This is a genomic window from Micromonospora sp. DT31 (assembly GCF_049841795.1).
Taxonomy (GTDB): Bacteria; Actinomycetota; Actinomycetes; order Mycobacteriales; family Micromonosporaceae; genus Micromonospora.
Genome location: NZ_JBNCKZ010000031.1, coordinates 1 through 21,933, shown reverse-complemented (window position 1 = coordinate 21,933; position 21,933 = coordinate 1). Strand labels below are relative to the sequence as shown.

Here is a 21,933-nt window from a genome sequence, read left to right as displayed (position 1 = left end):
CCCGCCAGCGGCGCCGCGCCGCCCCCCCCCCCCCGCCCCCCCCCCCCCCCCCCCCCCCCCCCCGGGGCCCCCGCGCCTCCACCACCCGAGGACCCTACCGGCCAGCCGTGTCGGCGGCGTGGCGACGTTTGCCGCCGGGCCGACGGTCAGGTCAGGCCGCGCGTAGCGGGCGGCCCACCTCGTGCAGGTGGGCCAGCGCCTGCCGGTACGACTCGACCAGCCCGGTCTCCGCGTACGGGACGCCCTGCTCGGCGCAGTACGCCATGACCAGCGGGCGGGCCCGGCGCAGGTTGGCGCGGGGCATGTTCGGGAACAGGTGGTGCTCGATCTGGTAGTTCAGGCCGCCAAGCGCCACGTCGACGAACCGGCCGCCGTGCACGTTGCGCGAGGTGAGCACCTGCTTGCGCAGGTAGTCGAGGTCATCGTCGGCGGTCGGCATCGGCATGCCCTTGTGGTTCGGGGCGAACGCGCAGCCCATGTACAGCCCCCAGAGCCCCTGGTGCACGGCGATGAACAGCAGCGCCTTGGCCGGGGACATCACCGCGAACACCAGCCCGAGGTAGCCGACGGCGTGCGCGACGAGGAGCACCCCTTCCACGGCCCGGTGCCGCATCGGCACCCGCCACCGGCCGTCCGGCTCCCGGCCGAGCAGCGCCTGGACGCTGGCCACGTGCAGCGCCAGCCCTTCCAGCAGGAGCAGCGGGAAGAACAGCCACGCCTGCCGGCGGGCCATCCACCGGTTCACGCCGCGGGTCGCCGTCGCCTGCTCGTACGTCCAGACCAGCGCGCCCGCGCCGACGTCCGGGTCCTCGTCGGCGTGGTTCGGGTTGGCGTGGTGCCGGTTGTGCTTGTCCACCCACCAGCCGTAGCTGAGCCCGACGGCCAGGTTGCCGGCGACCAGCCCGGCCGCCTCGCTCGGCCCCCGGCGACGGAACATCTGCCGGTGGCCGGCGTCGTGGCCGAGGAAGGCCACCTGGGTGGTGGCGATCGCCATCGCGACCGCCATCGGCAGCTGCCACCAGGAGTCGCCGACCGCCACCACCGCCGCCCAGCCGGCCAGGAACGCGCCAAGCGTGAGCGCGATCCGGACGGTGTACCGGCCGGGTCGTCTCTCGAGCAGTCCCGCCTGTGCGACGCGACGGGACAGTCGCGCGTAGTCGCTGCCCCGCCGTTCCGCCGGTGCCAGCGTGGAAGAACTCATTCGATGCCGCCCCCCGTGACGCGAGCCGCGCCGTGTCGCGCGACTCTCCGTCACCAATCCTGGGCGACATTCGTCGCCGTGGGTAATCCCGCAGACCCCCGGCTCGGGGGTGGTGCTGACCCTACCTGTCGATGCGACGCCTCCCGGCGGTCCCCCGGAGCCGCTCCGCTCGGTGGGCGCACCGGCTCTGAACAGCTAGGATATACGTATGGACTAGTAACCATCAGCCGAACGGCCGAGCATGCCGGCCCGATCGGACAGGTCGGCTTTTCTCACCTCGGAGACGGGAGACAACACGGTGCGCGGATTGACAGACAAGGTGGTGCTCGTGACGGGCGGCGGGTTCAGCCCGGACCAGGCCGGTTCCGGACTCGGACAGTCCATGTGCGTGGAACTCGCCTCGGAAGGCGCGAAGGTGGTCGTCGCCGACCTGTCCCTGGAGCGCGCCGAGGCGACCGCCACGCAGGTTCGGGAGGCCGGCGGCGACGCCCTCGCGGTGGCGGCGGACGGACGTCACCGACGAGTCCACGGCCACACCATCCCGGTCGACGGTGGTTCGCCGATCAGGTGAGGCGCGCCGTGTTTCACCCAGCGGGGCGACGGTCCCCGCGCCGCGTGGGCGGCGGCCTGGTGGCCGCCGCCCACGTCTGTCATTGACATGTGTGCCAACTATCTGACATCGGCCGTGACATCAACCGAGGCTTACGTGACTCACACCGCCAAGGCTCCTATCGCGCGCACAATCCCTTGAGCCAACCCGGCGATGTTTTGCCGGGAGAATCCAGTGCGAACACAGAAGTCTTCCCGCGATGCGAATTGACTGAAAGAACTCGCCAATGAAGCACGAATGACGTGCATCTCTGTCATTGTCAATCCAACCTCGACACCTATGCCCACTTATCTCAGGTGCCGCCCAAGTTGGGTCAATGCGAATATCAGCCGACACGCTATCCCGCGTTGGGAGGCTTTGAAAAGGTACGACCCGAGCTGAAAGCTTTGCTCAGCGTCCGGATCTTCTCCTGATCTGGCCCTTCCTCATGGGTCCCTTCATGCCAATCCTCACTCTCCGCCACTGAAACGCTTCCGACTTCCAGCGCAACAAGCGCCCAGAACTCGCCAGGGAACTGCTGATGCGGGCTGCCTTCCGGTCGGTCAACGGAGAGTCAGACCGCACCAGACCGGTTCACCCGTCCATCAGGCGGCGGGCGCTCATCCTCCCGTGGTGGCCTCACTCGCTGCATTCTTCGCCGTTCAGATGCCCCGAACTCTAAGAAGTTCTTCCTAGCGTCCGCCAAGCTAACTTTGTTCGGGGCCCCCCGTAACTCGTTCGCATCGTGATCGTCCTGGCCGTCATCATCCCAACCGCAGACCGGACAGACCTCATGCCAGCCACGAGATAGGAGAGTCAGATAGCCACAGCATGGACATGCATGCCGCACACCAGGCTTTTCGTCGACTCGGACATTCCTAAACTGAGACATGTCACCACCAGGGGTGTTCACCACGAGCTTTACCTCTCCAGACCCGGTTGGCGCCCCCAATATGCGGCCCGCCACTGCGCTGCCCAGCCGCCAGAACACCGAGCACCGAGCACCGACCGCGGGACGAAGCTGGTCCAAATTTGCTCTACATATCAAGAAGGCCCGCCGAGCCACTCAACCCTGAGGAAGGCCATCCCGGCGGTCTTTGACTCCTGCACAACCATCCCGGACGGGCCACCCCGGGGGATCGATGCCACTCCGCCGAGCCATCCGGTCATGCACGGCACACACTGAGATGCATCGAGAGGTATCCATGCCGAGGCGGCTCTGACGGCAACTGTGACGGCAACCCCAACTGGCGACCAGCCACCCGTGCGGACATCCGTCACCTTCCGAGGTCGCCAAGCGGTGCTCTGCCACAGAGCCACCGGCGAGCACATAGTACGTGTGGGATTTTCACCCCGTCACGCAGTGTGACTTACGTTTTTATGGCGTTTCACCTGGCCTTTCGTGTGTAGCGCGGACCCGTCACATCGAGATCTATCAGTGTTGACGGCGACGGTGACGGCAACCTGGGGAGACGTCCGCGCCCCTCCTCATCGACGAAGTGATCAAATACCAGGCCGACCGAGGCAACTTCGCGCAGCAACCCGAACACCTCCAACGGGCCAGCGGCGGCGACCAGACCCCGCCACCGGCCAAGCGCCCCCGCACCAGCCGGCAGCGCACGCCGAAGCAGTAAGCCAGCCGGACCAAGGCCCTCGACCAAGATCCGACTGGCTCAAAACTGCTCTACAGGATCAAGTGAAGCGGCCCGGCCGAAGCCGGGCCGCGCACGCGCTCAAGGCCTACGGCCCCGCGCGCACGCCCACCACGACCGAACCAAACCGCAGAGCAGCGAGCTGCCGGACGGATCGCGCAATCCTGACGCACCCCGCCCTGGCATCCCGCACTGACGACGCTGCAGCATCCGACACTCCATCGCGACACTTCATCGAGATATGGGCGATGAGAGACGCCGACTGACGGCAACCGTGACGGCAACCCGAGCTGGCAGTCGCAGACCCAAGCAGACAGCCATCACGCTCTGTTACCAATGATGGCCAGCCTGCCCATCCAAAGGAATCATTGCCTTCATTTCGGGGCAGGCCATCTGCGCTGGCCCTGCCGGGATCCGATACAGGTGAGGTTAGCCGACGCCCGCACGGCCATGTCGAGCCCTTGCTCTAGAGTGTCACCCAGCAACCAAATTAGGCCGGACGAAAAGGCGACCATCCTCGCGGAAGCTGTTACGTATACGTACGAGTGGCTCAGCCACCACGCCACTGGAAAAACATCCTCGCTAACGACCGACTCTACTTCCGCCGCCTCAGAACGATGCCTCCGACCCACTCCACCCGGATCTATTATCAATGACTCCGTGTTGGCGAAATTTGGCCCTTCGATGTTGAGCGGCGCTATGAGCAGGCCTGAAAATGCTTCGAGGAAGGAGATCGCGAACGGATTACTCCGATAACCTTGTTCAACCAGCTCAGCGACGATCTCGTCCACGTCGACCTTCCGTCCCCAAAACCATCCGGACGCCTCGAGCGCGCCGACAAGCGGAGGTGGAAGCGCGGAAAAATCCAACGAATCGTCATTAGTTGACATTTATGAAAAGCCCTCTCAATGTACGGTCGCAAGCTCCGCAGGGGCGAGCGAGGTCACCATGCGCTCCCTTTGCAGTGTCGCTGACGTGTACCACTGTCATGTGACCGCCACGGATAGCCGCTGGCCCTTCCGCCGAATATGCCTTCGCCAGGCACTGCATTTCGGCGCAGCCGAGGTGCGGGTGATCAAACCCGGAAAGCTCACCTCTCATGGCATCCGGAATATTGGTTTGCGACTTGTTGTGCGCCCTGTACGTGGCGCCACTCGGCGACGTGTATTCAGCGGCGAAGTCCGCTCCCCTGATCTCTCCCTCATCCGCCGTTTTCATAAGAGCGCCTGATGGGGTGCAGTTGTGAACCAGCACCGGGGTGTTGCCGGCGAGCACATAGTACGTGTGGATGCCCTCGACGGTGAGGTTGTAGACCGCGGTGTCCTGGGTCCAGTGGCGCGTCCGCACCACCGTCAGGGTTTCCCCGTCGGGCGTCGCCACCTGGTCACCGGCCACGAGCTGCCCGGCCTCGATCCACCGGCCCTCGTCGTCCACCCAGAACGGGTGACCGTCGGTGGCCACGATGTCCGACGTCGCCGCCCCGGCCGCGCCGTCGGTGTCGACAGTGACGTCGACCAGGTCGCGCTGGCCCTCGCCCTGGATCAGGCGACTCACCGGCTTGGCCTCGGTCTCACCGGTCTCCGGGTCCGTCGCCAGCACCTCGTCGTCGAGGTCCACGTCCTCGATCGCCTTCGTGGTGCCGTCCGCGAGCAGCACCAGCGTGCCGGCCACGAAACTGTTGGAGAAACAGTTCCGCGCCGCTCCGGATGAGCCACCACCCTGCGAGGCCCGGCTGGCCTTACCGGCGCGTGCCGCGCTGGCGCCCCGGCCGGCCCCCTTGCCGGCGAACATGTCCAACGCGGCCACGGTCAGGTTGCCGGCACACTCCGGGCCCGACTTGTCGTCACCGCACCCGACCGACTGTTTGACCGAGTCGCAGGCGGACTTGTCGTTGTTGTAACCGCAGTCGCCGGCCTTGTCGAACTGCTCCGCGGCGCCCTTGGCCTTGCCGCGGACGCTGTCACAGGCCGCGTCGCTGTCACCGGAGGCGCAGTCGTCCAGCTCCGCGTAGGTGTCCAGCGTCCCCTTGACCGTGTCCTTGACGCCGCTGGCGACGGTGCCGACGTACTCCTTGCCGGCGTCCACCGCCTTGCTGATCCAACTGTGGCCGTCCAACTCCACGTTCGAGATCGGGTTGCCGCCGGCGAACGCGTACCGGTTGCCGGTGTACGGGTCGGCGGCCAGCGCCAGGTCGTTGAGCGCCCCGTTGTACGAGTCCCGGGACAGGAACTGGTTGATCCCCGGGTCGTAGTCGCGGAAGCCCATGTCGTACTTGCCGGTGGACTGGTCGAAGCGCTTGGCCTGGAACCGGTACGAGTTGTAGGGCACGCGATCCGGGTTGTCCGGGTTGCTCGCGTCCGGCTTGTCCGCACCGGTGAACTGGCCGGAGTCGTTCTTGCCGTAGGCCGTGTAGCCGTACGTGGCTCGCCCGTCGCCCTTGTCGTCGGTGATCTGCTCGACGTCCGAGCCGCCGTCGTAACCGACGTACGAGTCCTCCTGGCTGTTGTCGGTGTTGGTCTTGACCTGGGACAGCAGCGACCCGCCGGGACCCCGCTGGTAGGACTTGACCACCTTCGTGCCCTCGAGCTCGGCCGAGATGTCCGAGCTGAGCCCCAGGTAGGCGTACGTGGTGGTCTTGCCGCCGTACGTCCGCTCGGCCTGCCGGTCCAGCGGGTCGTACTTGTAGGTAGTGGTCTTGTTACCTGGGTTCTTGACGTTGGTGACCACGTGGTCGAAGCCGTCGTAGGTGTAGCTCTCCAGCGTGGTGCTGTCGGCGGTCACCGTCTTGAGCCGGCCGTACGGGTCGTAGGCGTAGGTCGCCTCCACCCCGTTCGTGGACGCGGACAGCAGCCGGTTCTTGCGGTAGTTGAACGAGGTGGGGACGCCACCGACGGTCTGCGTCACGACATTGCTGTTCGCGTCGTGCACGTAGCTCTCGGTCGTCGCACCGGAGCCGGTCTTGGTGACGGTGCGGGCCCGGTCCTGCGGGTCGTACGCGAAGGTCGTGGTGGTGTCCAGGTAGGACGTGCGGTTGTCCGCGTTCTGCTTACGCGAGACGTCCTTGGACTTCTGCCCGTTCGCCGCGTACTCGTAGGTGTGCTGGCTGACCAGCGTCCCGGCGGACTTCTTCTCGGCCTGGCTCTGCACCGCGCCGTTGAGGAAGTAGGCGTAGGTGACGACGTTCCCGTTGCCCTTGGTCTCGGTGTCGGTCTGCCCCCGCTTGGTGTAGGAGTACCGGGTGTACTTGGGCTTCGGGTCGGTCGGCGAGGTCATGTTCTTGATCTCGGTCGCCAGGTCCCGCTGCGGCTCGTAGGTGTACTCGGAGATCTGCGTGTCGTGCGTCCGGCGCTTGAGCAGCCCGTTGGGCTCGTAGCCGAACGTGGTGGTGTTCTTGACCGTGCCGGACTTCTTCTCCTCCACGCTGGCGACCTGGTTGCGCGGGTCGTAGGAGATCGCGTACGTGTCGATGGTGGCGCCGGTGCTGGCGTCCGACATCTTCGTCAGGTTGGCGTTGACGTCGTACTCGTAGCTGAAGTCCTTGCGCGCCGCGCCGGAGCCGGCACCGTTGTCGGCCTGGGTCTTCTTCTTGCCGTCGGGGTAGTACGTCCACAGCATCTCGCGCGGATTGCCGCTGGCGCCGGTCACGGTACGTGAGGTCTGCGCGCCGTTGAGGTCGTACCGGTAGGCCGTCTTGATGTTCCAGCCGACGTCCTCGGAGGTACGCACCCAACCGGTGTCGAAGAAGGTCTGGACCGTGTCGTTGCGGGTGCTCTCCCCCTGCGACGGCGGGGCCGAGATCCGCTCCTGGTTGCCCACCTTGTCGTAGCTGTAGATCGTGGTCGCCGGGGTGGTGAACTTCACGTCGTCCCGGTCGTACGGCTGCTGGACCTCACGGACCCGGTTGAGCTTGTCGTAGAGGGTGACGGTGGTGAAGTCGTCCGGGTCGTCGGTGGTGTCCACGCCCCGCGGGCTGACCTGGGTGCTCCGGTTGCCCACCTCGTCGTAGCCGTAGCGGGTGGTGCGGTAGGTGATCGTGCCGTTGGCCGAGGAGTAGGGCACCTTCTGTTCGGTCAGCGCGGACCGCTCGTCGTAGGTGAGGAGCGTCCGGTTGCCGTCCTGGTCGGTCGAGGACTTCGTGTTGCCGTCCCGGTCGTACGTGACGGCGGTGGTGTGCCCCTTCGCGTCCTTCGTGTCGATGACCCGGTGGTTCGCGTCGTAGTTGTACTCGGCGGTGTAGTCGTTGGCGTCGGCCGTCGCCATCTTCCGCTGGTCGACCACCTTGAACATGTTGCCGACCAGGTCGTAGTCCATGTGCAGCCGGCCGTTGGCGGCGTCGGTGACGTCGGTGAGCTGGTTCAGCGCGTCGTAGACGTAGACGGTGGCGAAGTCGTTCGGATCGGCGGGGGTCAGCATCCCCCGCGGTTCGGTGACCTTCGTGACGTTGCCGACCGGGTCGTAGTCGTACTTGGTAGTCGACGCGTTGGACGTGCTGGTGTCCTTCGCGGTGGTCACCGTGCCCGTCCGGTCGAGCAGGTCGTAGGTGGCGGTGGTCACCGCCCCGGTGGCCGAGGTCTGCTCGGTGACGTTGTCGTTCTTGTCGTAGACCGGAGGCGGGGTGGTGGCGTAGACCCCCGCCGCGCTGTCCACCGGGATCTTGACCGTGGTGGGCCGGCCGAGGATGTCGTAGCCGTACGTCGCCGTGTGCTGCTTCGCGTCGGTCACCGTGGTGACGGAGCCGATCGCCGAATAGGTGTAGGTGGTGTCGTTCAGCAACGCGTCGGTGATCGTCCTGGGGTACCCGTTGGCGTCGAAGCCCGCGTACTTGGTGACACCGTCGTTCGCGTCCGTCGCGGTGAGCATCCGCCCGGCCGCGTCGTACGTGTACGACGTCGTGTAGTCGCCTTCGGTGGTGGTCGCCGTGCCCTTCGGGTCGGTGACCGAGGTGACGTTGCCGACCGCGTCGTAGCCGAACTTCCAGTGCCGGCCCTCGGCCGAGTACTTGTCGGTCAGTTCGGCGGTGTGCCCGCCGAGCCCGAACCGGTAGTCCAGGCGGATGCCCGGGGTGTTGTTCTTGACCGCCTCCGCATCCCGGACCTCCAGCGGCAGGCCGGTGGCCTGGTCGTAACGCCAGGTCGAGACCGCGTTCTTGGCGTCCTCCATCCGCACCACGTTGTTGTCCGCGTCCCAGCCCAGCAGCGTGACCTGGGCCAGGGCGTTCGAGATGCGGGTGCTGCGGCCGTAGCCGTCGATCGTCGTCTCGGTCGCCCGGCCCTTCGGGTCGGTCACCGTGGTGACCACGCCCTGGCTCGTCTCGCCGTCCGGGTCCTGGTAGTCGAACAGGGTGGGCCGGTTGAGCCGGTCGGTCATCGTGTTGACCTTGCCCTGCTGGAACGCGTCGCCGGCATCGTTGTAGGCGATCTTCGTGGTCGAGAGTCGCGGGTCGATCACCTTGATCAGCCGGGCGTCCTGGGCACCCTGCGACTCGTCGTAGACGTACCCGAAGGTCTTGGCCTCGGCCGTGCCGAACCCGTCGACGGCCTCCCGCAGCAGGCCGGTGTCGCTGTAGACGAAGGACAGTTTCCGGCCGCTCACGTCGGTGATCGACCGGAGCTGCCCGATGATCTTCTGGTTCTGAAGGTTGGTGAGGGACTGCCGGGCGCCGCCGACGAAGGCGGTGTAGTCCTCACCGGCCTCGTAGTAGTCCAGGGTCAACGTCTGCCGGTTGTCCGGGTCGGTGAGGTAACGCAGTACCGCCGCGTTGCGGTTGCCGACCTGCTTGCGCTCGTACGCGAAGCGCAACTGGTTGCCGTTGCGGTCGCGGACGGCCATCTGGTAGCCCTGCTCGTCGAAGACGAACTGGCTGCGGTCCGGCCGCGTCATCGTCCACGCCTCGGCGGTGTCGCCGCTGCCCGTGCGTTGCAGGAACAGGTGCACGCCGGACGGCTTGAGATACCGCCAGTCGGCCTGGTTGCTGCTGCCGTTCTTGTCCAGGTTGAACAGGTGGGTGGTGCCGTCGCCGTCGGTCATCGCGACCTGCTGCGGCCACGTCGCGTCCCCGCCCCGGAACTCCAGCGGCGAACCGAGCCGGACCGCGCTGGAGGTGGACAACGACCAGCCGAGGCCGGCCGATGAGGTGGAGCTGTCCTGACTGTTGTACGTCATCCGGACGAACGTTGTGACACCACGGCTCGGGTTGTTGATCGGGTTGTAGCCGACGAGCGCGTTGCCGGAGAACTGGTTGACCAGCAACGTGGATCCGGCCCCCGTACCACCGCCCGCGTACTGGTAGAACTTTTCCAGCCCGAGCTGGTCGGAGGTCGGGTGCTCCACGGCGACCGAGTGGTCAAGGGGCTCGATCTGGGCGGTCTGCGACAGCCACTGGTTGGTGGTCTTGTTGCGCAGCTCCCACTTGAGCACGTACGGCTCACGGCGGTCACCGTCGCTGCCGGACGTCGGCGCCCGGACCGTGCCGTTGATGGTGACCACGCCACCTGGCGCCTGCGCGGACGGTAGCGGGGTCTCGATCGGGTTCGCGCCCACAGGGGTGCCGTCCTGGCGGGTCCACCGGTAGGACAGCACCCAGTCCGACGGCGACCACACCGACGACGTGGTGTTGGTGACGGTGACCGGCACGAGGTACTGGTCGTCCGGGACCATCCGGCCCGGCGTGCTCGGCGCGTAGTACGTCCGGTCGCTCGTCGGCGCGGTGAAGATGACCCGCAGCCGGGGTCGCAGCGACGGCTCGGCCGCCTCGGCGGAGAGGAACAGCATCCGCTGCTCCGCGCCGGCCTCGTCGGCCTGCCGGATCAGCACGCCCTTGTTGTTGGCGGCGTCGTCGATCCAGCGTTGCACCAGCGGCCCGGCCTCCCAGTTCGTCCAACCCGGATCGCCGTTGAGGGACCCGACGGTGGACTGCACGGTCGACTCGGCGTCACCGCCCGGCGTGGTCCAGGCGGCGCCGGACTGGGCGCTGTTCCACGTCGAGGTGGTCTCGCTGAAGGCGCGTGTCAACCCGCGCAGCTGGAACTGCTGCTGGCCGATGCCCGCGCCCTCGGTGTACCACCCCCAGAGCCCGACCTGCGCGTTGATCACCTTGGTCTTGGCGGGCAGGCCGGTGACGGTGGGGAACTTCAGCACCACCCGGCTGTTGCCGTAGATCGAACCCTTGTTGCCGACCTGGAGCTCGCCACCGGAATCCAGCGTGTCCCAGTTGTTGTTCGGCTTGGCGCTGGTCAACGTGTTGTCGTCGGCCCCGGTGAAGAACTTGATCACCTGGCCTGCCTTGGGCAGCCGCACCATCTGGGTCTGCGCCGGGATGACCGTGCCGTCACGCAGCCGTGCCGCGATCATGTAGAAGTAGGCGTCACCGAACTGCCCCGCCGAGTTCGCCGGGGTGGGCGTGGCATGGGTGTCGGCGTAGTTGGTCTTCCCCGACCGGACCGGCGCGACAAGCGTGGCCGCGTTCGGCATGAAGTTCTGCGTCCGACTGGCGTGCACCTGGTATTCGATCAGGTCGTCGTCAGGCGACGAGGACGGGTCGGTGTAGGAGGACCAGGACAGGTCCGCGCCGGTGGCACGCACGGTGTCGACCGGGTTCAGGGCGACGCCGGGACGTCCCCAGGTGAGCACCAACTTCGGGCCGTGGTCGTCCTCGCCGCCGTAGGAGAAGTCGCCGGACTCGTAGCGCGGGCCGCCGTTCTTGTTCGACTCGTCCTTGCCCTTGACCATGAAACCGTGGTTGGTGGCGGGGTCGCCCAGCCAGCCCTGCACGATGGACCGGACGCTGTAGCTGTGCCAGGCGTTGGTCTGGTGGGTCGGCTTGGTCACCTCGGCCCGCTTGACGAAACGCACCCCGTCGGCCACGACCGTCTTGCCGGCCACGTCACCGAGCACGACCTTGTGGGTGGTGCCGGCCTTGAAGGCGTACGCGCCGATGGACACCCACGCGCCGTTGCCGGAACCGGTGGTCTGGTTGACCGCCTTCACCACCGACCCGCCGTCGTAGTGCACGGTGTACGGCGCGTTCGTCGCCCGGTTGCTGCCCGGCACGTAGTGCACGAACACCTCGTACTGGCCGGTCTCGGTCAGCCGGGGCACCCAGGTGAACGACTGCCCGGTGGTGGCGTCGGCGTTGTAGCGGTAGGCACCGTTGAGCGCCTGAGCGCGGTCGGTGCCGGTGGCGCCGGCCCACTCACCGCTCGCGGTGACCTTGGCGGCGTCCGCCTCGTCGACCTGCTCACGGTTCTCGCCCACCTCGGCGAACTTGGTGTTCATGCTGTCCCACGTCGCGGTGGTCTCGTTCCACGCCGCGGTCACCCGGCGGGCCTCGAACGCCATCGAGTAGTCGTTGGCGCCACCGTGGGTCTGGTCGAAGTACATCTGCAACTGGGCCGAGTCCAGCACCGTGTTGGCCGGCACCTTCGACAGGTCGAACTTGGTCAGGGAGCGGAACGTGCCGCCGCTCGACGCGCCCGCCGACAGCCGCCAGGTGCTGTCGAAGTTCTCCGCCGGACCGCCCGAGGCGAGCATGACATCCTGGGCCTGACCCAACGTCGGCTGGATCTTGATGGTCGGGTCGATCACCACCGGGTACTTCCGGTCCGGGCTGCGCAGCCAGTCACCGTCGGCGGTCACCGTGACCACCGTGCGGCCGGCCTGCTCGGCGACCCGCTGCGTGACCTGGTAGCTGACCTTCTTGCCGACCACCGAGTCCGGGTCGTCGACGCTGTCGTACATGTACGGCCGCGGCATCGTGAACAGCGCCGGCCCCTGGCGGTCCGTGGCGAAGAACGACACCGAGCCGTCGGCCTGCGCGACCGGCCGCACCTTCTGCGTGTCGAGCGTGAACGAGTACGTCGCCGGGCCGCTCGGCGGGGCGGTCAGCACGATCTGTTCCTTGACCGCGGACCGCGTCACCTCGTAGACCAGGTCGGCGCCGCCGACCGCACCCCGGTAGGTGACCCGGGTGCCACTGGCGGTGGGGCTCAACGCACGCCGGTCGCCGGGCAGCCCGAGGGTCAGCCCGTGCGAGCCGGTCGAGTAGGACAGAACCCGGTCGCTGCGGTCACCGAACCGGCCGACGAACGCGTTGCGGGTGGCGGCAAACGGGTAGCCCGCCTCGCCACTGGCCGAGACCGAGGGCCGGATGTCCTGCCAGCGACCCTTCCCGTCGCGGTAGTGCACCGGTTCACGGCTGACCTCTGCCTGCGTCCGGCCGTCGGCGAGAAGGAAGACCTTGCTGGTCGCGGTACGGCGGTCCGCCAGTTCGCGGACCCGCCGGGGGGCGGGCATCGCGGCCGCCGGCACCGGCCGGGCCACCGACGGCAGCACCTTGTCCGGGCCTGGCGGAGTCGCCGGCACGTCGCGGCCCTTCGGCGAGGGCGGGCGGAGCACGGTGCCGGGGCGGGGTTCCGGCTTACCTTCCGCCGGGGGCCGAGCCTGGGCCGGGGCACCGGCGACCACCAGGACGGCGCCGACCACCGCCGCAAGCAGACGGCGGGTATGACGTGAGCGCATACGGTTGTCCTCCATGCGGAGAGCACGAAAAAAGGCATGACGAGTCCCGGCACGTGACGTGCCGTTCGTACCGCCGCGAAAGAGAGAATCGGCGCGTGCGCGCGCCGACACCGCGACCAAGCTCTGACATGAGTTGGTTCAGCGCCCCCCGTGGGTGCCGAAAGGAACCTAACAACCTTCGATGCACTGGGGCAATGGTTGACGTCAGTCAATTTATGCGCAGCGAGGCTGCCCCAGCACTTTCGGTGACCTGTGGTCGCGACGACTAACCGAGGCGGACAACCGCCTCGCGCAGGCGGGCCAGGTCCCGCCGACGGCGCTCGTAGGTGGCCGCCAACCCGATCAGCAGCAGCCCGCCCAACCCCAGGAAGATCCAGCGGGGCACCAGGTCCCAGCCCCGGGCCAACTCGTGCAGCGCCAACGGCACCAAGGTGACGGCGCCCAGCACGACCGGCGCCTGCCAGCGCCGGACCGCCCCGCCGAGCACGACCACGAGCGCCGCCGCGCCGAGCGCCAGCCGCCGCCACGGCTGCGGTTCACCGGCCACCAGCACCGACACGAGGCTGGGCAGCAGCGCCGCCCCGAGTCCCGGCCCGAGCGCCAACCAACTGGTCAGACCCGGCCGACGCCGCAGCGCCAGCAGGCCCGCACCGAGGGCGAGCGCCGCCGCCGGCACCGTGTACGCCTCCAACACGACCACCCCACCGGCCGCCAGCAACAGCCAGCCGCCGACCAGTTCGCTGCCCGCCGCCCCCGCCGCCAGCACCCGCCGCCCGACCTGCGTCTCCCCCCGACGCAGCACCCGGACCGCGACCGCCGCACCCCACAGCACGCAGACCGCCGCCGCGTGCCGCAACGCGCCGACGGTGAGCGACAGCGCGAGCAACGCCACCGCCTGGGCCGCCGCCTCCAGCACCCACCCGCTGGCCCCGGCGGCCCGGGACCGCAGAGCCGGCGCCCCGTGCAACGTCACCGCCCCGACGGCCAGCACCGCGAACCCGGCCGCACGCAACGGCAGCCCGGCGGCCAACGACGCAGTGACCGCGAAGCCGGTGGCCGCCGCCACCGCGGCCAGCCAACCGGCGAACCGGGCCACCGCCGGCCGGCCGGCCACCCCGGCCACCGCCCCGGCGACCACAAGCGCGCCCAACGCGGCGAGCGTCCCGGCGTGGGTGGCGACCAGACCGCCGAACCCGGGCCAGGCCAGGGCGATGCCCAGCGGCGCCGACACCACCGCCGGACGCCCACCCGTCGACGCCGCCACCAGCAGCGCGGCGAGCCCGGTCGCGAACGCCACCGCAGGCACCACAGGCCAGGGCGCGCCGGCCGCCGCCAGCAGCACCGGCAAAGCCACCGCGCCGAACAGCGACGCGACAAGCACCGGCAACCGCCAGCCCCGGCCCCCGCCCTCCACGACCCCGGTGTACGCCGCGCCGGCCGCACCCACGAGCAGCAGCACCAAACCGGCACGGGCTGCCCCCGCCGGTGCCGCCATCGCGGACGGCACCCCGGACCAGGGCAGCACCGGCAGGTCCACGAGCACCGCCAGCACCGCCGGCACGGCGGACACCAACGCCAGCGCCGCCAACCCGGCGCCGACCGCCCGCAGCGCGGCCGCCGGCCGGGACCCGCCGCCGGCGGCCAGCGCCAGCACCACACCCGTCGCGGCGTAGGGCCCCACCTGCTCCGCGCCCGGCGCCACCAGCGGGCCGAGGCCGGCCCCGGCGAGCGCCACGGCGAGCCCCGTCGAGGCGTACCCGCTCAGGTCGGGCCACCAGCGCCGCACCGCGAGGACGGCGGCCACCGGCACCGCGACGGCGGCGGTCGCCCCCCGCAACTGCCACCACACCGGCGCACCCAGACCGAGCAGCACGACCGCCGCCAGCACCGGTACGGCGAGCAGCGCCGCGACCAGCGCCAGACCACCTGCCACCGGCTGCCCGCCCCGCCCGCGCCGGCCCAGCCCGGCCACGGCCACGCCGAGCAGGGCCGTCACCACGAGCACGGCGGCCGCCCCGGCCGGGGCGTCCCAGCCGACCAGCAGCGCGTGCCCGAGCAGCAACGCGCCGGTCGACGCGGTGACCGGCACGAAGACCGGGCCCCGGCGCGGCCGGGCCACCGCAACCAGCAGCAGCGCGGCGGCCGCCACCAGGTCCCCGGCCAGCACCAGCGGCCACGGCGTCGTCGCCACGGCCGGCGCGGCCAGCACGACCAGCCCGGCCGTGACCACGCCGACAAACGGCCGGGCGGCCCGGGGCGTCAAAGACGCGATCGCGGCGGCGGTGAGCAGCAGGGCCACCGGAAGCTGCCAACCCCAGGACGGGGCCGGCCCGCCGGGCCCACCCGCCGAGGCCGGCCCGCCGACGCTCGTGGTGGCCGCCGCGATCAGCCCGGTGAGCACGACCGTGACCTGTCCCAGTGCCACGGCCAGGGCCAGCGCGCCCACGGTCGGACCGGTCCGCGCCCGTGCCGGCAGCACCCGGACCGCGCCGGCCAGCACCACCACGACGAGCCCGGCGGCGAGCAGCAGCAGACCCGGCCGGACCTCGGCGACCGGCCGAACCAGCGCCACGGCCAGCACCGGCACCAGCAGCGCGGCGGCCGCCGCGCGCCAGACCGGGCCACCGGCGGCGAGCGCGCCGGCGACAAGCGCGAACGCCACCACCAGCAGCGGACCGCCGGCCAGCAGCGGCGTACCGGCCGCCCGCCCGACGGCAAGTGGCACCAGGGCGCATCCCCCGGCCACGGCCAGCGCCGCGCCGTGCCCGATCCAGGCGAGCGTCCGCCCGGCCAGCAGCGCCGTGCCGGCGGGCCGGCGGCGCAGGGCGACCACCACCGCCAGGTCACCGAGCGCCACCACGGTCAGGACCAGCACCCAGCCCGCCGCGCCCGGCGCCGGCGAGGCGGCCGCCAACGGCAGCACCGGCTGGGCGACCAGCCACGCCGCGAACCACGGGGCGGTGAGGCGGCTGAGCCGCGCGTACCCGGCCGCCACGACGGCACCGGTCGCGGTGACCACCGCCGCGTACCGGCTGCCCGGCCAGCCGGTCACCCCGAACAGGTCCACCGACCAGGCGGCGTAGCCGTCCAGGAGCACCAGCAGCAGACCCACCGAGGCGAGCGTCTCGGCGGTGCCGCGCAGACCCCGCGCCCGGGCCACCAACGGCGCGGCCAGCACCAGGGCGGTGACGGCGAGCAGGATCAGCGCCCGGCCGGCCACCCCGAACGTGGCCCAGGCGACCGCGGTGAACACCACGGCGGCGGTGCCGAGCAGCAGTCCACCGAGGACGAACAGCAGGCCCTGGACCGCGCGGGTGGAGGTCTCCGCGCCGCCGGGGCGTACCACCGGGGGTCGTGGGAGCGGCGGGCCGGCCACCGCGGCGGACGGGACCGGGCGGACCGGCGGCGGACCGGGCACGGCGGCCGGGCGCGGCGCGGGGATCTCGCGCCGGACCTGGGCGGCCAGCTCCCCCCGCCGATGCCGGGCCGTGGACAGCCGGCCGGCGAGATCCTGGTACGCCACCCGGGCCGCCTCGACCCGCGGGGCCAACGCGGCGATCTCCCGGTCCAGCCGGATCACCTGGGCGGCGGGCGGGTAGGGCGGGCGGCCGCAGCCGCGACAGCCGACGGTGAGGTCGGCCGGGGCGCCGCAACCGGGGCAGGGGTAGCGGGTGTCATCCACCCGCCCAGCCTCGTCGCCGGCGCGACGGCCGGACAGAGTAGGGGTACCTAGGGGCGGGTCTGTTCGTGGACCCAGGCGGTGTAGTCGGGGTTGCCGCTGTCCTCCCGGCCGACCAGGATCTCCGGCACCTCGTACGGGTGGTTGGCGCGGAGCTGGTGGACAAGCGCGTCGACTCGGTCCGGCGCGGTCTTGAACCGCACCTGCCACTCGGCGGTGGTCTGGATCTCCGACTGCCACCAGTAGGTGCTGTCCACCGGTCCGCCGACCTGGGCGCAGGCCGCCAACCGGCCGGCCACGGCCGCGGCCGCCAGCACGTCCGCCACCCCGCGGGCGTCCACCACCGTCGTCACCACGCAGATCTGGTCCACCAGCGCACCCTATGCGGAGTGACCGCGGAACGCTCGGTCCCGCGCGGGGAATCGGTTCAGGCGTCGACGGTGCCGTGGCGGTTGTCCGCGATCCACCTGTCGATGCGCGCCCACCAGTCGAACAGCCAGTCGATGCGTTCCTGCTTGCCGGCCGGGATCTCCTCCGGCGGCACCGACCAGAACCGCATCACGATCCGCTTGTCCATCGGCAGTTCCCGCCACACGTCGGCGACTGTGAGCATCTGGTCCAGGCCGGTGTGCGCCACGAAGATCACCCCGGCGTCCGGGGCGGCGTCGAGCGCGGCGAGCAACCCGCCGGGCTGCGGGGCGAGCACGTGCCGCATCCGCTCCGCGCGCCGCGCCATCCGCTCCATACCCAGCCCGCGCAGCCGGGCGATCGCGCGGACCCGGCGCGACGGGGTGAAGTTGCCGCCCTCCGGGAAGATCACGAAGGCGTCGTCGTCGTCCAGGCCGGCGGCCAGGTGTCCGATGTGCCGCACCGCCGACTCCCGCCCGTCCGGCCCGGCCGCGATGAACCGGTTGGGCAGCCGGTTGAGCAGCACGTCGATGGCCGGGTCCCACTGGAGGGTCTCCTTGAGCACGATGCGGGGCTCCCGGTGGAACCAGTTCACCAGCGCGTGGATCAGGATGAACGAGTCACCGGGGCCGGCGTGCCGGCAGACGACCAGCTCGGGGCGGCCGGGCAGGGCGGTGTCCGGGTCGGTGCCGACCACGTCGATGCTCAGCCGCAGCGTCCACCGGGCCTGCCAGAACATCACCCGCAGGAACCAGCCGGCGACCACGTAGTGGGCCCGTTGGAAGGCCGGTGACCGCTTGTACGCGCCGAAGCCCGAGGCCAGCCAGAGCAGGAAGAGGGTGAGCAGCGCGGCGGCGTCCCAGACCAGGTAGACAGCGCCGAACCAGAGCAGTCGCAACGGGCGCAGCCGCCCCGGCACCAGGGGCGACGCGGCCAGCGCGAGCAGCGCCCACACCGGCAGCGTGGTCACCACGAGCACCGCGAGCAGCACGAGGCCGGGCGCGAGCACCAACCGGCGTAACCAGCGGGGCGGCAGCGGCATCAATGCTCCAGCGCGGTCTCCAGGTATCGGCGGGAGGCAGTGTACGCCCGACTGATCCGTCTTCCCACCGCTGCGGTGTCCCGGTAGGCCCACGGGCTGTCGTCGCGCGGTTCCAACCCGCCGGTCGGCAGCACGTGCACCTCGACGTCGGCGGGCAGCGCCGCCATCTCCCGGGCGAAGCGGTGCCGGCGGGCGATCTCGAACGCCACCTGGGCGATCTCCCACGGACGGCGCGGCGGGCTCAGCTCACGTTCGATCCGGCCCACCTGGAGCACGAAGATCTGCTTCGCGCCGGCCAGGACGGCCTCGCCGACCGGGATCGAGTTGACCACCCCGCCGTCGATGTAGTGCTGGCCATCGATCCGGGTGGGCGGCAACAGGCCGGGCACCGAGGCGGACGCGAGCACCGCCGGCACCAGCGGTCCCTGGTGGAACCAGTGTTCGGCGGCACGTTCGATGTTCGCCGCGCAGCAGCGGAACGGCACCGCCAGGTCGGCGAACGTGGTGTTCTCCCCCAGCGTGCTCTCCAGCAAGCGGTGCAGCGGCCGGGGCGAGTGCAGGTGGGTGCGGGCGGCGAACCGGCGCAGCTGCCGGGCCACCGAGTCGCCGTACACCTCACTGGCCTCCGGCGACGCCCAGAGCCGGACCAGCCGGTCGGTGACCGCCTCGGTCGGGTCGGCGGCGACCAGGGCGCCGTTGACCGCGCCGATCGACGTGCCGAGCACCAGGTCGGGTCGGATCCGGGCCCGGAACAGGGCACGCAGCATGCCCACCTCGACCGCGCCGAGCACTCCCCCGCCGCCGAGCACGAACGCCACCGGACCTGTTGCCATGCCGTCAATCCTGGCACGCGGTCGCGACCGGCAGTCCGGGCCACCCGCAGCCGGCCGGCGGTCACCGACCGCATTCGCCGGATGCGCGCTGCGCCACCCGACAACCGGACGACTGTTGACAGGTCAGACACTTTCCCGCAACCTGATAGCGCTCCCGAGCCCAGGCAGGTGCGAGGTGATGGCGACACTCCAGGCCGGCCGCCTGCTGGCCCGGCGGTACCGGCTCATCGACCGGATCGGTGCCGGTGGCATGTCGGTGATCTGGCGCGCCCGCGACGAGGTGCTCGACCGGGTGGTGGCGGTGAAGGTGCTCGCGCCCTCACTCGCCGCCGACGCCCGCTTCCGCGACATGGTGCGCGAGGAGGCCCGCTCCGCGGCCCAGCTCGACCATCCGCACGTCACCGCCGTGCACGACTACGGCGAGGCAGTCGCCCCGGACGGTTCCATCACCGCGTTCGTGGTGATGGAACTGCTCAGCGGTGAGGAACTGGAGCACCGGCTCAGCGAGGGGCCGGTGCCCTGGCCCACCGCCGTGGAGACGGGCGCGCAGGTGGCCGAGGCGCTGGCCGCGGCGCACCGCCTCGGCATCGTGCACCGGGACGTCACCCCGGCGAACGTGATGATGACCGGCACCGGCGCGAAGGTGCTCGACTTCGGCATCGCCACCCGGATCGGCACGCCGGACGACGACGAGGACGGCGGCACGTTCGGCACCCCGGCGTACGTGGCGCCGGAACGACTGGACGGTGCGCCGGCCCAGCCCGCCACGGACGTCTACTCGCTGGGCGTGCTGCTCTTCGAGACGCTGACCGGGCGACCGCCCTATCCGGCGGAGACCTGGGAGGAACTCGGCACCGCGCTCGCCGAGGGCCCACCGCCCACTCTGGACGGCGTACCGGGGCTGCCCGGCCCGGTCGCGCAGATCTGCCTGCGGTGCCTGGACCGCGACCCGCGACGCCGGCCCACCGCGCACCGGGTCGCGGCCGTGCTGCGCGACCAGTTGCTGCCCGCCGACCCGCAGGCCGCCACCATGCTCGCGCCGACCATGACCCTTCCCACGTTGACCGGGCCCGCGCCGACGCCCGCCGGCGCGGGCCCGGGGACCGCGACCGCCGCCGCCCTGCCGACCGCCCCGGCCGCGCCGAGCCGGTGGCGCACCCGCACGCTGGCCGCGGTCGGCGTGACGGTGGTCGCCGCCGCGGCGCTGCTGGTGCCGGCGCTGCTGACGGACCGGTCCACCGCGCCCCGGGTGCTGCCCACCCCGGGGCCGCTGCAGGTGCCCACCGTCGCGCCGACCGGGACGCCGGAGCCGCCCGCCCCTACCGCGGCGGCCACCACCGGGCCGGGCAGCGCCGGGCCGGCCGCCACCGCGCCGGCCCGCCCACCGACCACCGCCGGCCCTCGCCCGCCCGACGGTCGGGCCGACCCGGCCGAACGGATGGACGGGCTGATCGAAGCCGGCATGACCGACGGTCAGATCCGGGGCGACGTCGGGGTGGACCTGCGCAACCTGCTGCGCAACGCGGTCGCGGCCACCGGCGGCAGCGAGACGACCGCCGCCGTGGACCGGCTTCGCGGCAAGATCGACGAACGGCGCCGCGAAGGCAGCATCAGTCCCGGGTACGCGCGGCAACTCGATGCCGCCGCCGCGGAGCTGGCCGCCCGGCCTGCCTGAGCGTCACCCGGTCCGCACCGCACCGACCGCGCGGCCCGCCCCGGCCGTCACCGGGCCGGCCAGGAGCGCCCGGTAGACCGCCTCGTGGTCGGCGGCCAGCCGCTGCACCGAGAAACGCCGCGCGACGTGCGCGACGCAGTCCGCCGGATCCAGGCCGACCGCGGCCCGCAACGCCGCCGCCAATTCGTCGGCGTGGTCGCACACGAACCCGGTGATCCCGGAGCGGACCAGTTCCGGCACCGAGCCCCGGCGCAGTGCCACCACCGGCGTACCGGTCGCCATGGCCTCCACCATCACCATGCCGAACGGCTCCGCCCACTGCACCGGCATGACCAGGCAGCGGGCATCGAGCAGCAGCCGCAGCACCGTCTCGCGGTCGGCGTTCACCACGAGCGTCACGTCCGCGCCCAACAGCGGCCGCACCACCTCGTCCAGGTAGCGGTGCTCGGCCGCCTCGCTGCACTTGCCGGCCAGGGTGAGCGGCAGGCCGGCCCGGCGGCAGGCCGCGATCGCCACCTCCGGTCCCTTGTCCGGGCTGAAGCGGGCGAGCCACAGCACCGGCCCGGCGCCGGGGACCCGCTTGCGCGGGAAATCCTCCAACGGCATCGCGTTGTGCACGGTGGCGACCCAGGGCAGCCCCGGGTTCGCCCTGCGCTGGGCGTGCGAGATGGCGATCAGGCCGACATCCGGGTCGACGGTGCGCAGCGCCGTGCCGTACTCGCCGACCGGGTTGCCGTGCACGGTGGCCACTGTGGGCAGCCGGCGGCGGCCCGCCACCATCGGGCCGATCGTGGTGTGGTCGTGCACCAGGTCGAAGTCCGCCGGATCGACAAGCCGCTCGACATGTGCCAGGTGGGCCAGCTCGGGCAACGCCTCGCCCATCCGGTCGAACTGCAACCCGCCGGTGGAGACGAACTCGGCGGCGGTGCCGTGCCCGTCGCCGGCACCGAACAGAGTCACCGCGTGCCCCCGCGCGACGAGCGCGTCCACCAGCCCGGCCACCACCGCTTCCAGACCGCCGTATCCGGGCGGCGGTACGGGCAGCCACGGCGGCACCACCATCGCGATCCGGAGGGGCCCGACCGGCACGTGTTCCGGCTGGTTCACGGCCACGAACCCCTCCTGTCGGCTCGGCCTACCCGCTCGGCGGCGGGTTCCCGACCGCGGCGGCGGTAAACGGTCGACCGGGCACCACGATCCCGGCGTGCGTCGAACGCGGGACACGGCAGGGGCGGGGGGGGGGGGGGGGGGGCCCCCCCCCACCGGCGCGGTTCAGCGTGCGGTCGGGCCGACGCCGTCGAGCAGTTCGGCGAGGCGGGCCGCGGTCACCGGCGCTTT

12 protein-coding genes are annotated in these 21,933 nt (G+C 71.0%); 3 read left to right on the top strand and 9 right to left on the bottom strand.

The genetic code is table 11. The annotated features are described in order from the left end of the window. Nucleotides 1–151 precede the first annotated feature (151 nt). The gene (locus ACLQ2X_RS27545) at nucleotides 152–1,201 is read right to left on the bottom strand and encodes a fatty acid desaturase family protein (RefSeq protein WP_425683993.1); all 1,050 of its coding nucleotides are present in this window, start codon (nucleotides 1,199–1,201) and stop codon (nucleotides 152–154) included. Between the two features lie 307 nt (nucleotides 1,202–1,508). Here ACLQ2X_RS27545 and ACLQ2X_RS27540 point away from each other — a divergent pair, with 307 nt between their 5' ends. Then, on the top strand, nucleotides 1,509–1,772 hold the full coding sequence (locus tag ACLQ2X_RS27540; RefSeq protein WP_425683992.1) for an SDR family NAD(P)-dependent oxidoreductase: 264 nt from the start codon (nucleotides 1,509–1,511) through the stop codon (nucleotides 1,770–1,772). Nucleotides 1,773–2,364: 592 nt separating this feature from the next. Here the strand turns inward: ACLQ2X_RS27540 and ACLQ2X_RS27535 are convergent. Next, nucleotides 2,365–2,682 (bottom strand): CPCC family cysteine-rich protein, encoded by a 318-nt coding sequence (locus ACLQ2X_RS27535; protein ID WP_425683994.1) that lies wholly within the window; start codon nucleotides 2,680–2,682, stop codon nucleotides 2,365–2,367. Between the two features lie 607 nt (nucleotides 2,683–3,289). Here ACLQ2X_RS27535 and ACLQ2X_RS27530 point away from each other — a divergent pair. Continuing rightward, on the top strand, nucleotides 3,290–3,424 hold the full coding sequence (locus ACLQ2X_RS27530) for a hypothetical protein (RefSeq protein ID WP_425683991.1): 135 nt from the start codon (nucleotides 3,290–3,292) through the stop codon (nucleotides 3,422–3,424). A gap of 392 nt (nucleotides 3,425–3,816) precedes the next feature. Here ACLQ2X_RS27530 and ACLQ2X_RS27525 read toward each other — a convergent pair whose 3' ends face one another. The 6 genes from ACLQ2X_RS27525 to ACLQ2X_RS27500 form a co-directional block, all read right to left on the bottom strand. Continuing rightward, nucleotides 3,817–4,332 carry an SUKH-3 domain-containing protein gene (locus tag ACLQ2X_RS27525; protein ID WP_425683990.1) on the bottom strand — a complete coding sequence of 172 codons (516 nt, stop codon included), beginning with the start codon at nucleotides 4,330–4,332 and terminating at the stop codon, nucleotides 3,817–3,819. Continuing rightward, complete coding sequence (locus ACLQ2X_RS27520; RefSeq protein ID WP_425683989.1) at nucleotides 4,322–12,958, bottom strand: DNRLRE domain-containing protein; 8,637 nt, start codon at nucleotides 12,956–12,958, stop codon at nucleotides 4,322–4,324. The genes ACLQ2X_RS27525 and ACLQ2X_RS27520 overlap by 11 nt, the downstream gene beginning before the upstream one ends. A 265-nt stretch (nucleotides 12,959–13,223) precedes the next feature. Beyond that, on the bottom strand, nucleotides 13,224–16,640 hold the full coding sequence (locus ACLQ2X_RS27515; protein ID WP_425683988.1) for an SCO7613 C-terminal domain-containing membrane protein: 3,417 nt from the start codon (nucleotides 16,638–16,640) through the stop codon (nucleotides 13,224–13,226). 47 nt (nucleotides 16,641–16,687) lie between these two features. After that, the gene (gene cutA / locus ACLQ2X_RS27510; RefSeq protein WP_425683987.1) at nucleotides 16,688–17,008 is read right to left on the bottom strand and encodes a divalent-cation tolerance protein CutA; all 321 of its coding nucleotides are present in this window, start codon (nucleotides 17,006–17,008) and stop codon (nucleotides 16,688–16,690) included. Between the two features lie 56 nt (nucleotides 17,009–17,064). Continuing rightward, nucleotides 17,065–18,087 (bottom strand): 1-acyl-sn-glycerol-3-phosphate acyltransferase, encoded by a 1,023-nt coding sequence (locus tag ACLQ2X_RS27505; RefSeq protein ID WP_425683986.1) that lies wholly within the window; start codon nucleotides 18,085–18,087, stop codon nucleotides 17,065–17,067. Next, nucleotides 18,087–18,920: a patatin-like phospholipase family protein gene (locus tag ACLQ2X_RS27500; RefSeq protein ID WP_425683985.1), complete on the bottom strand. Its 834-nt coding sequence runs from the start codon at nucleotides 18,918–18,920 to the stop codon at nucleotides 18,087–18,089. The genes ACLQ2X_RS27505 and ACLQ2X_RS27500 overlap by 1 nt, the downstream gene beginning before the upstream one ends. Nucleotides 18,921–19,098: 178 nt before the next feature. On the opposite strand from ACLQ2X_RS27500, the gene ACLQ2X_RS27495 reads away from it, so the two are divergent. Further along, nucleotides 19,099–20,595, top strand: a complete 1,497-nt coding sequence (locus ACLQ2X_RS27495) for a serine/threonine-protein kinase (protein ID WP_425683984.1) — start codon at nucleotides 19,099–19,101, stop codon at nucleotides 20,593–20,595. Nucleotides 20,596–20,598: 3 nt separating this feature from the next. Here ACLQ2X_RS27495 and ACLQ2X_RS27490 read toward each other — a convergent pair whose 3' ends face one another. Further along, a complete protein-coding gene (locus ACLQ2X_RS27490; protein WP_425683983.1) occupies nucleotides 20,599–21,708 on the bottom strand; it encodes a glycosyltransferase family 4 protein in 1,110 nt (369 codons plus the stop codon). Nucleotides 21,709–21,933: the final 225 nt, after the last annotated feature.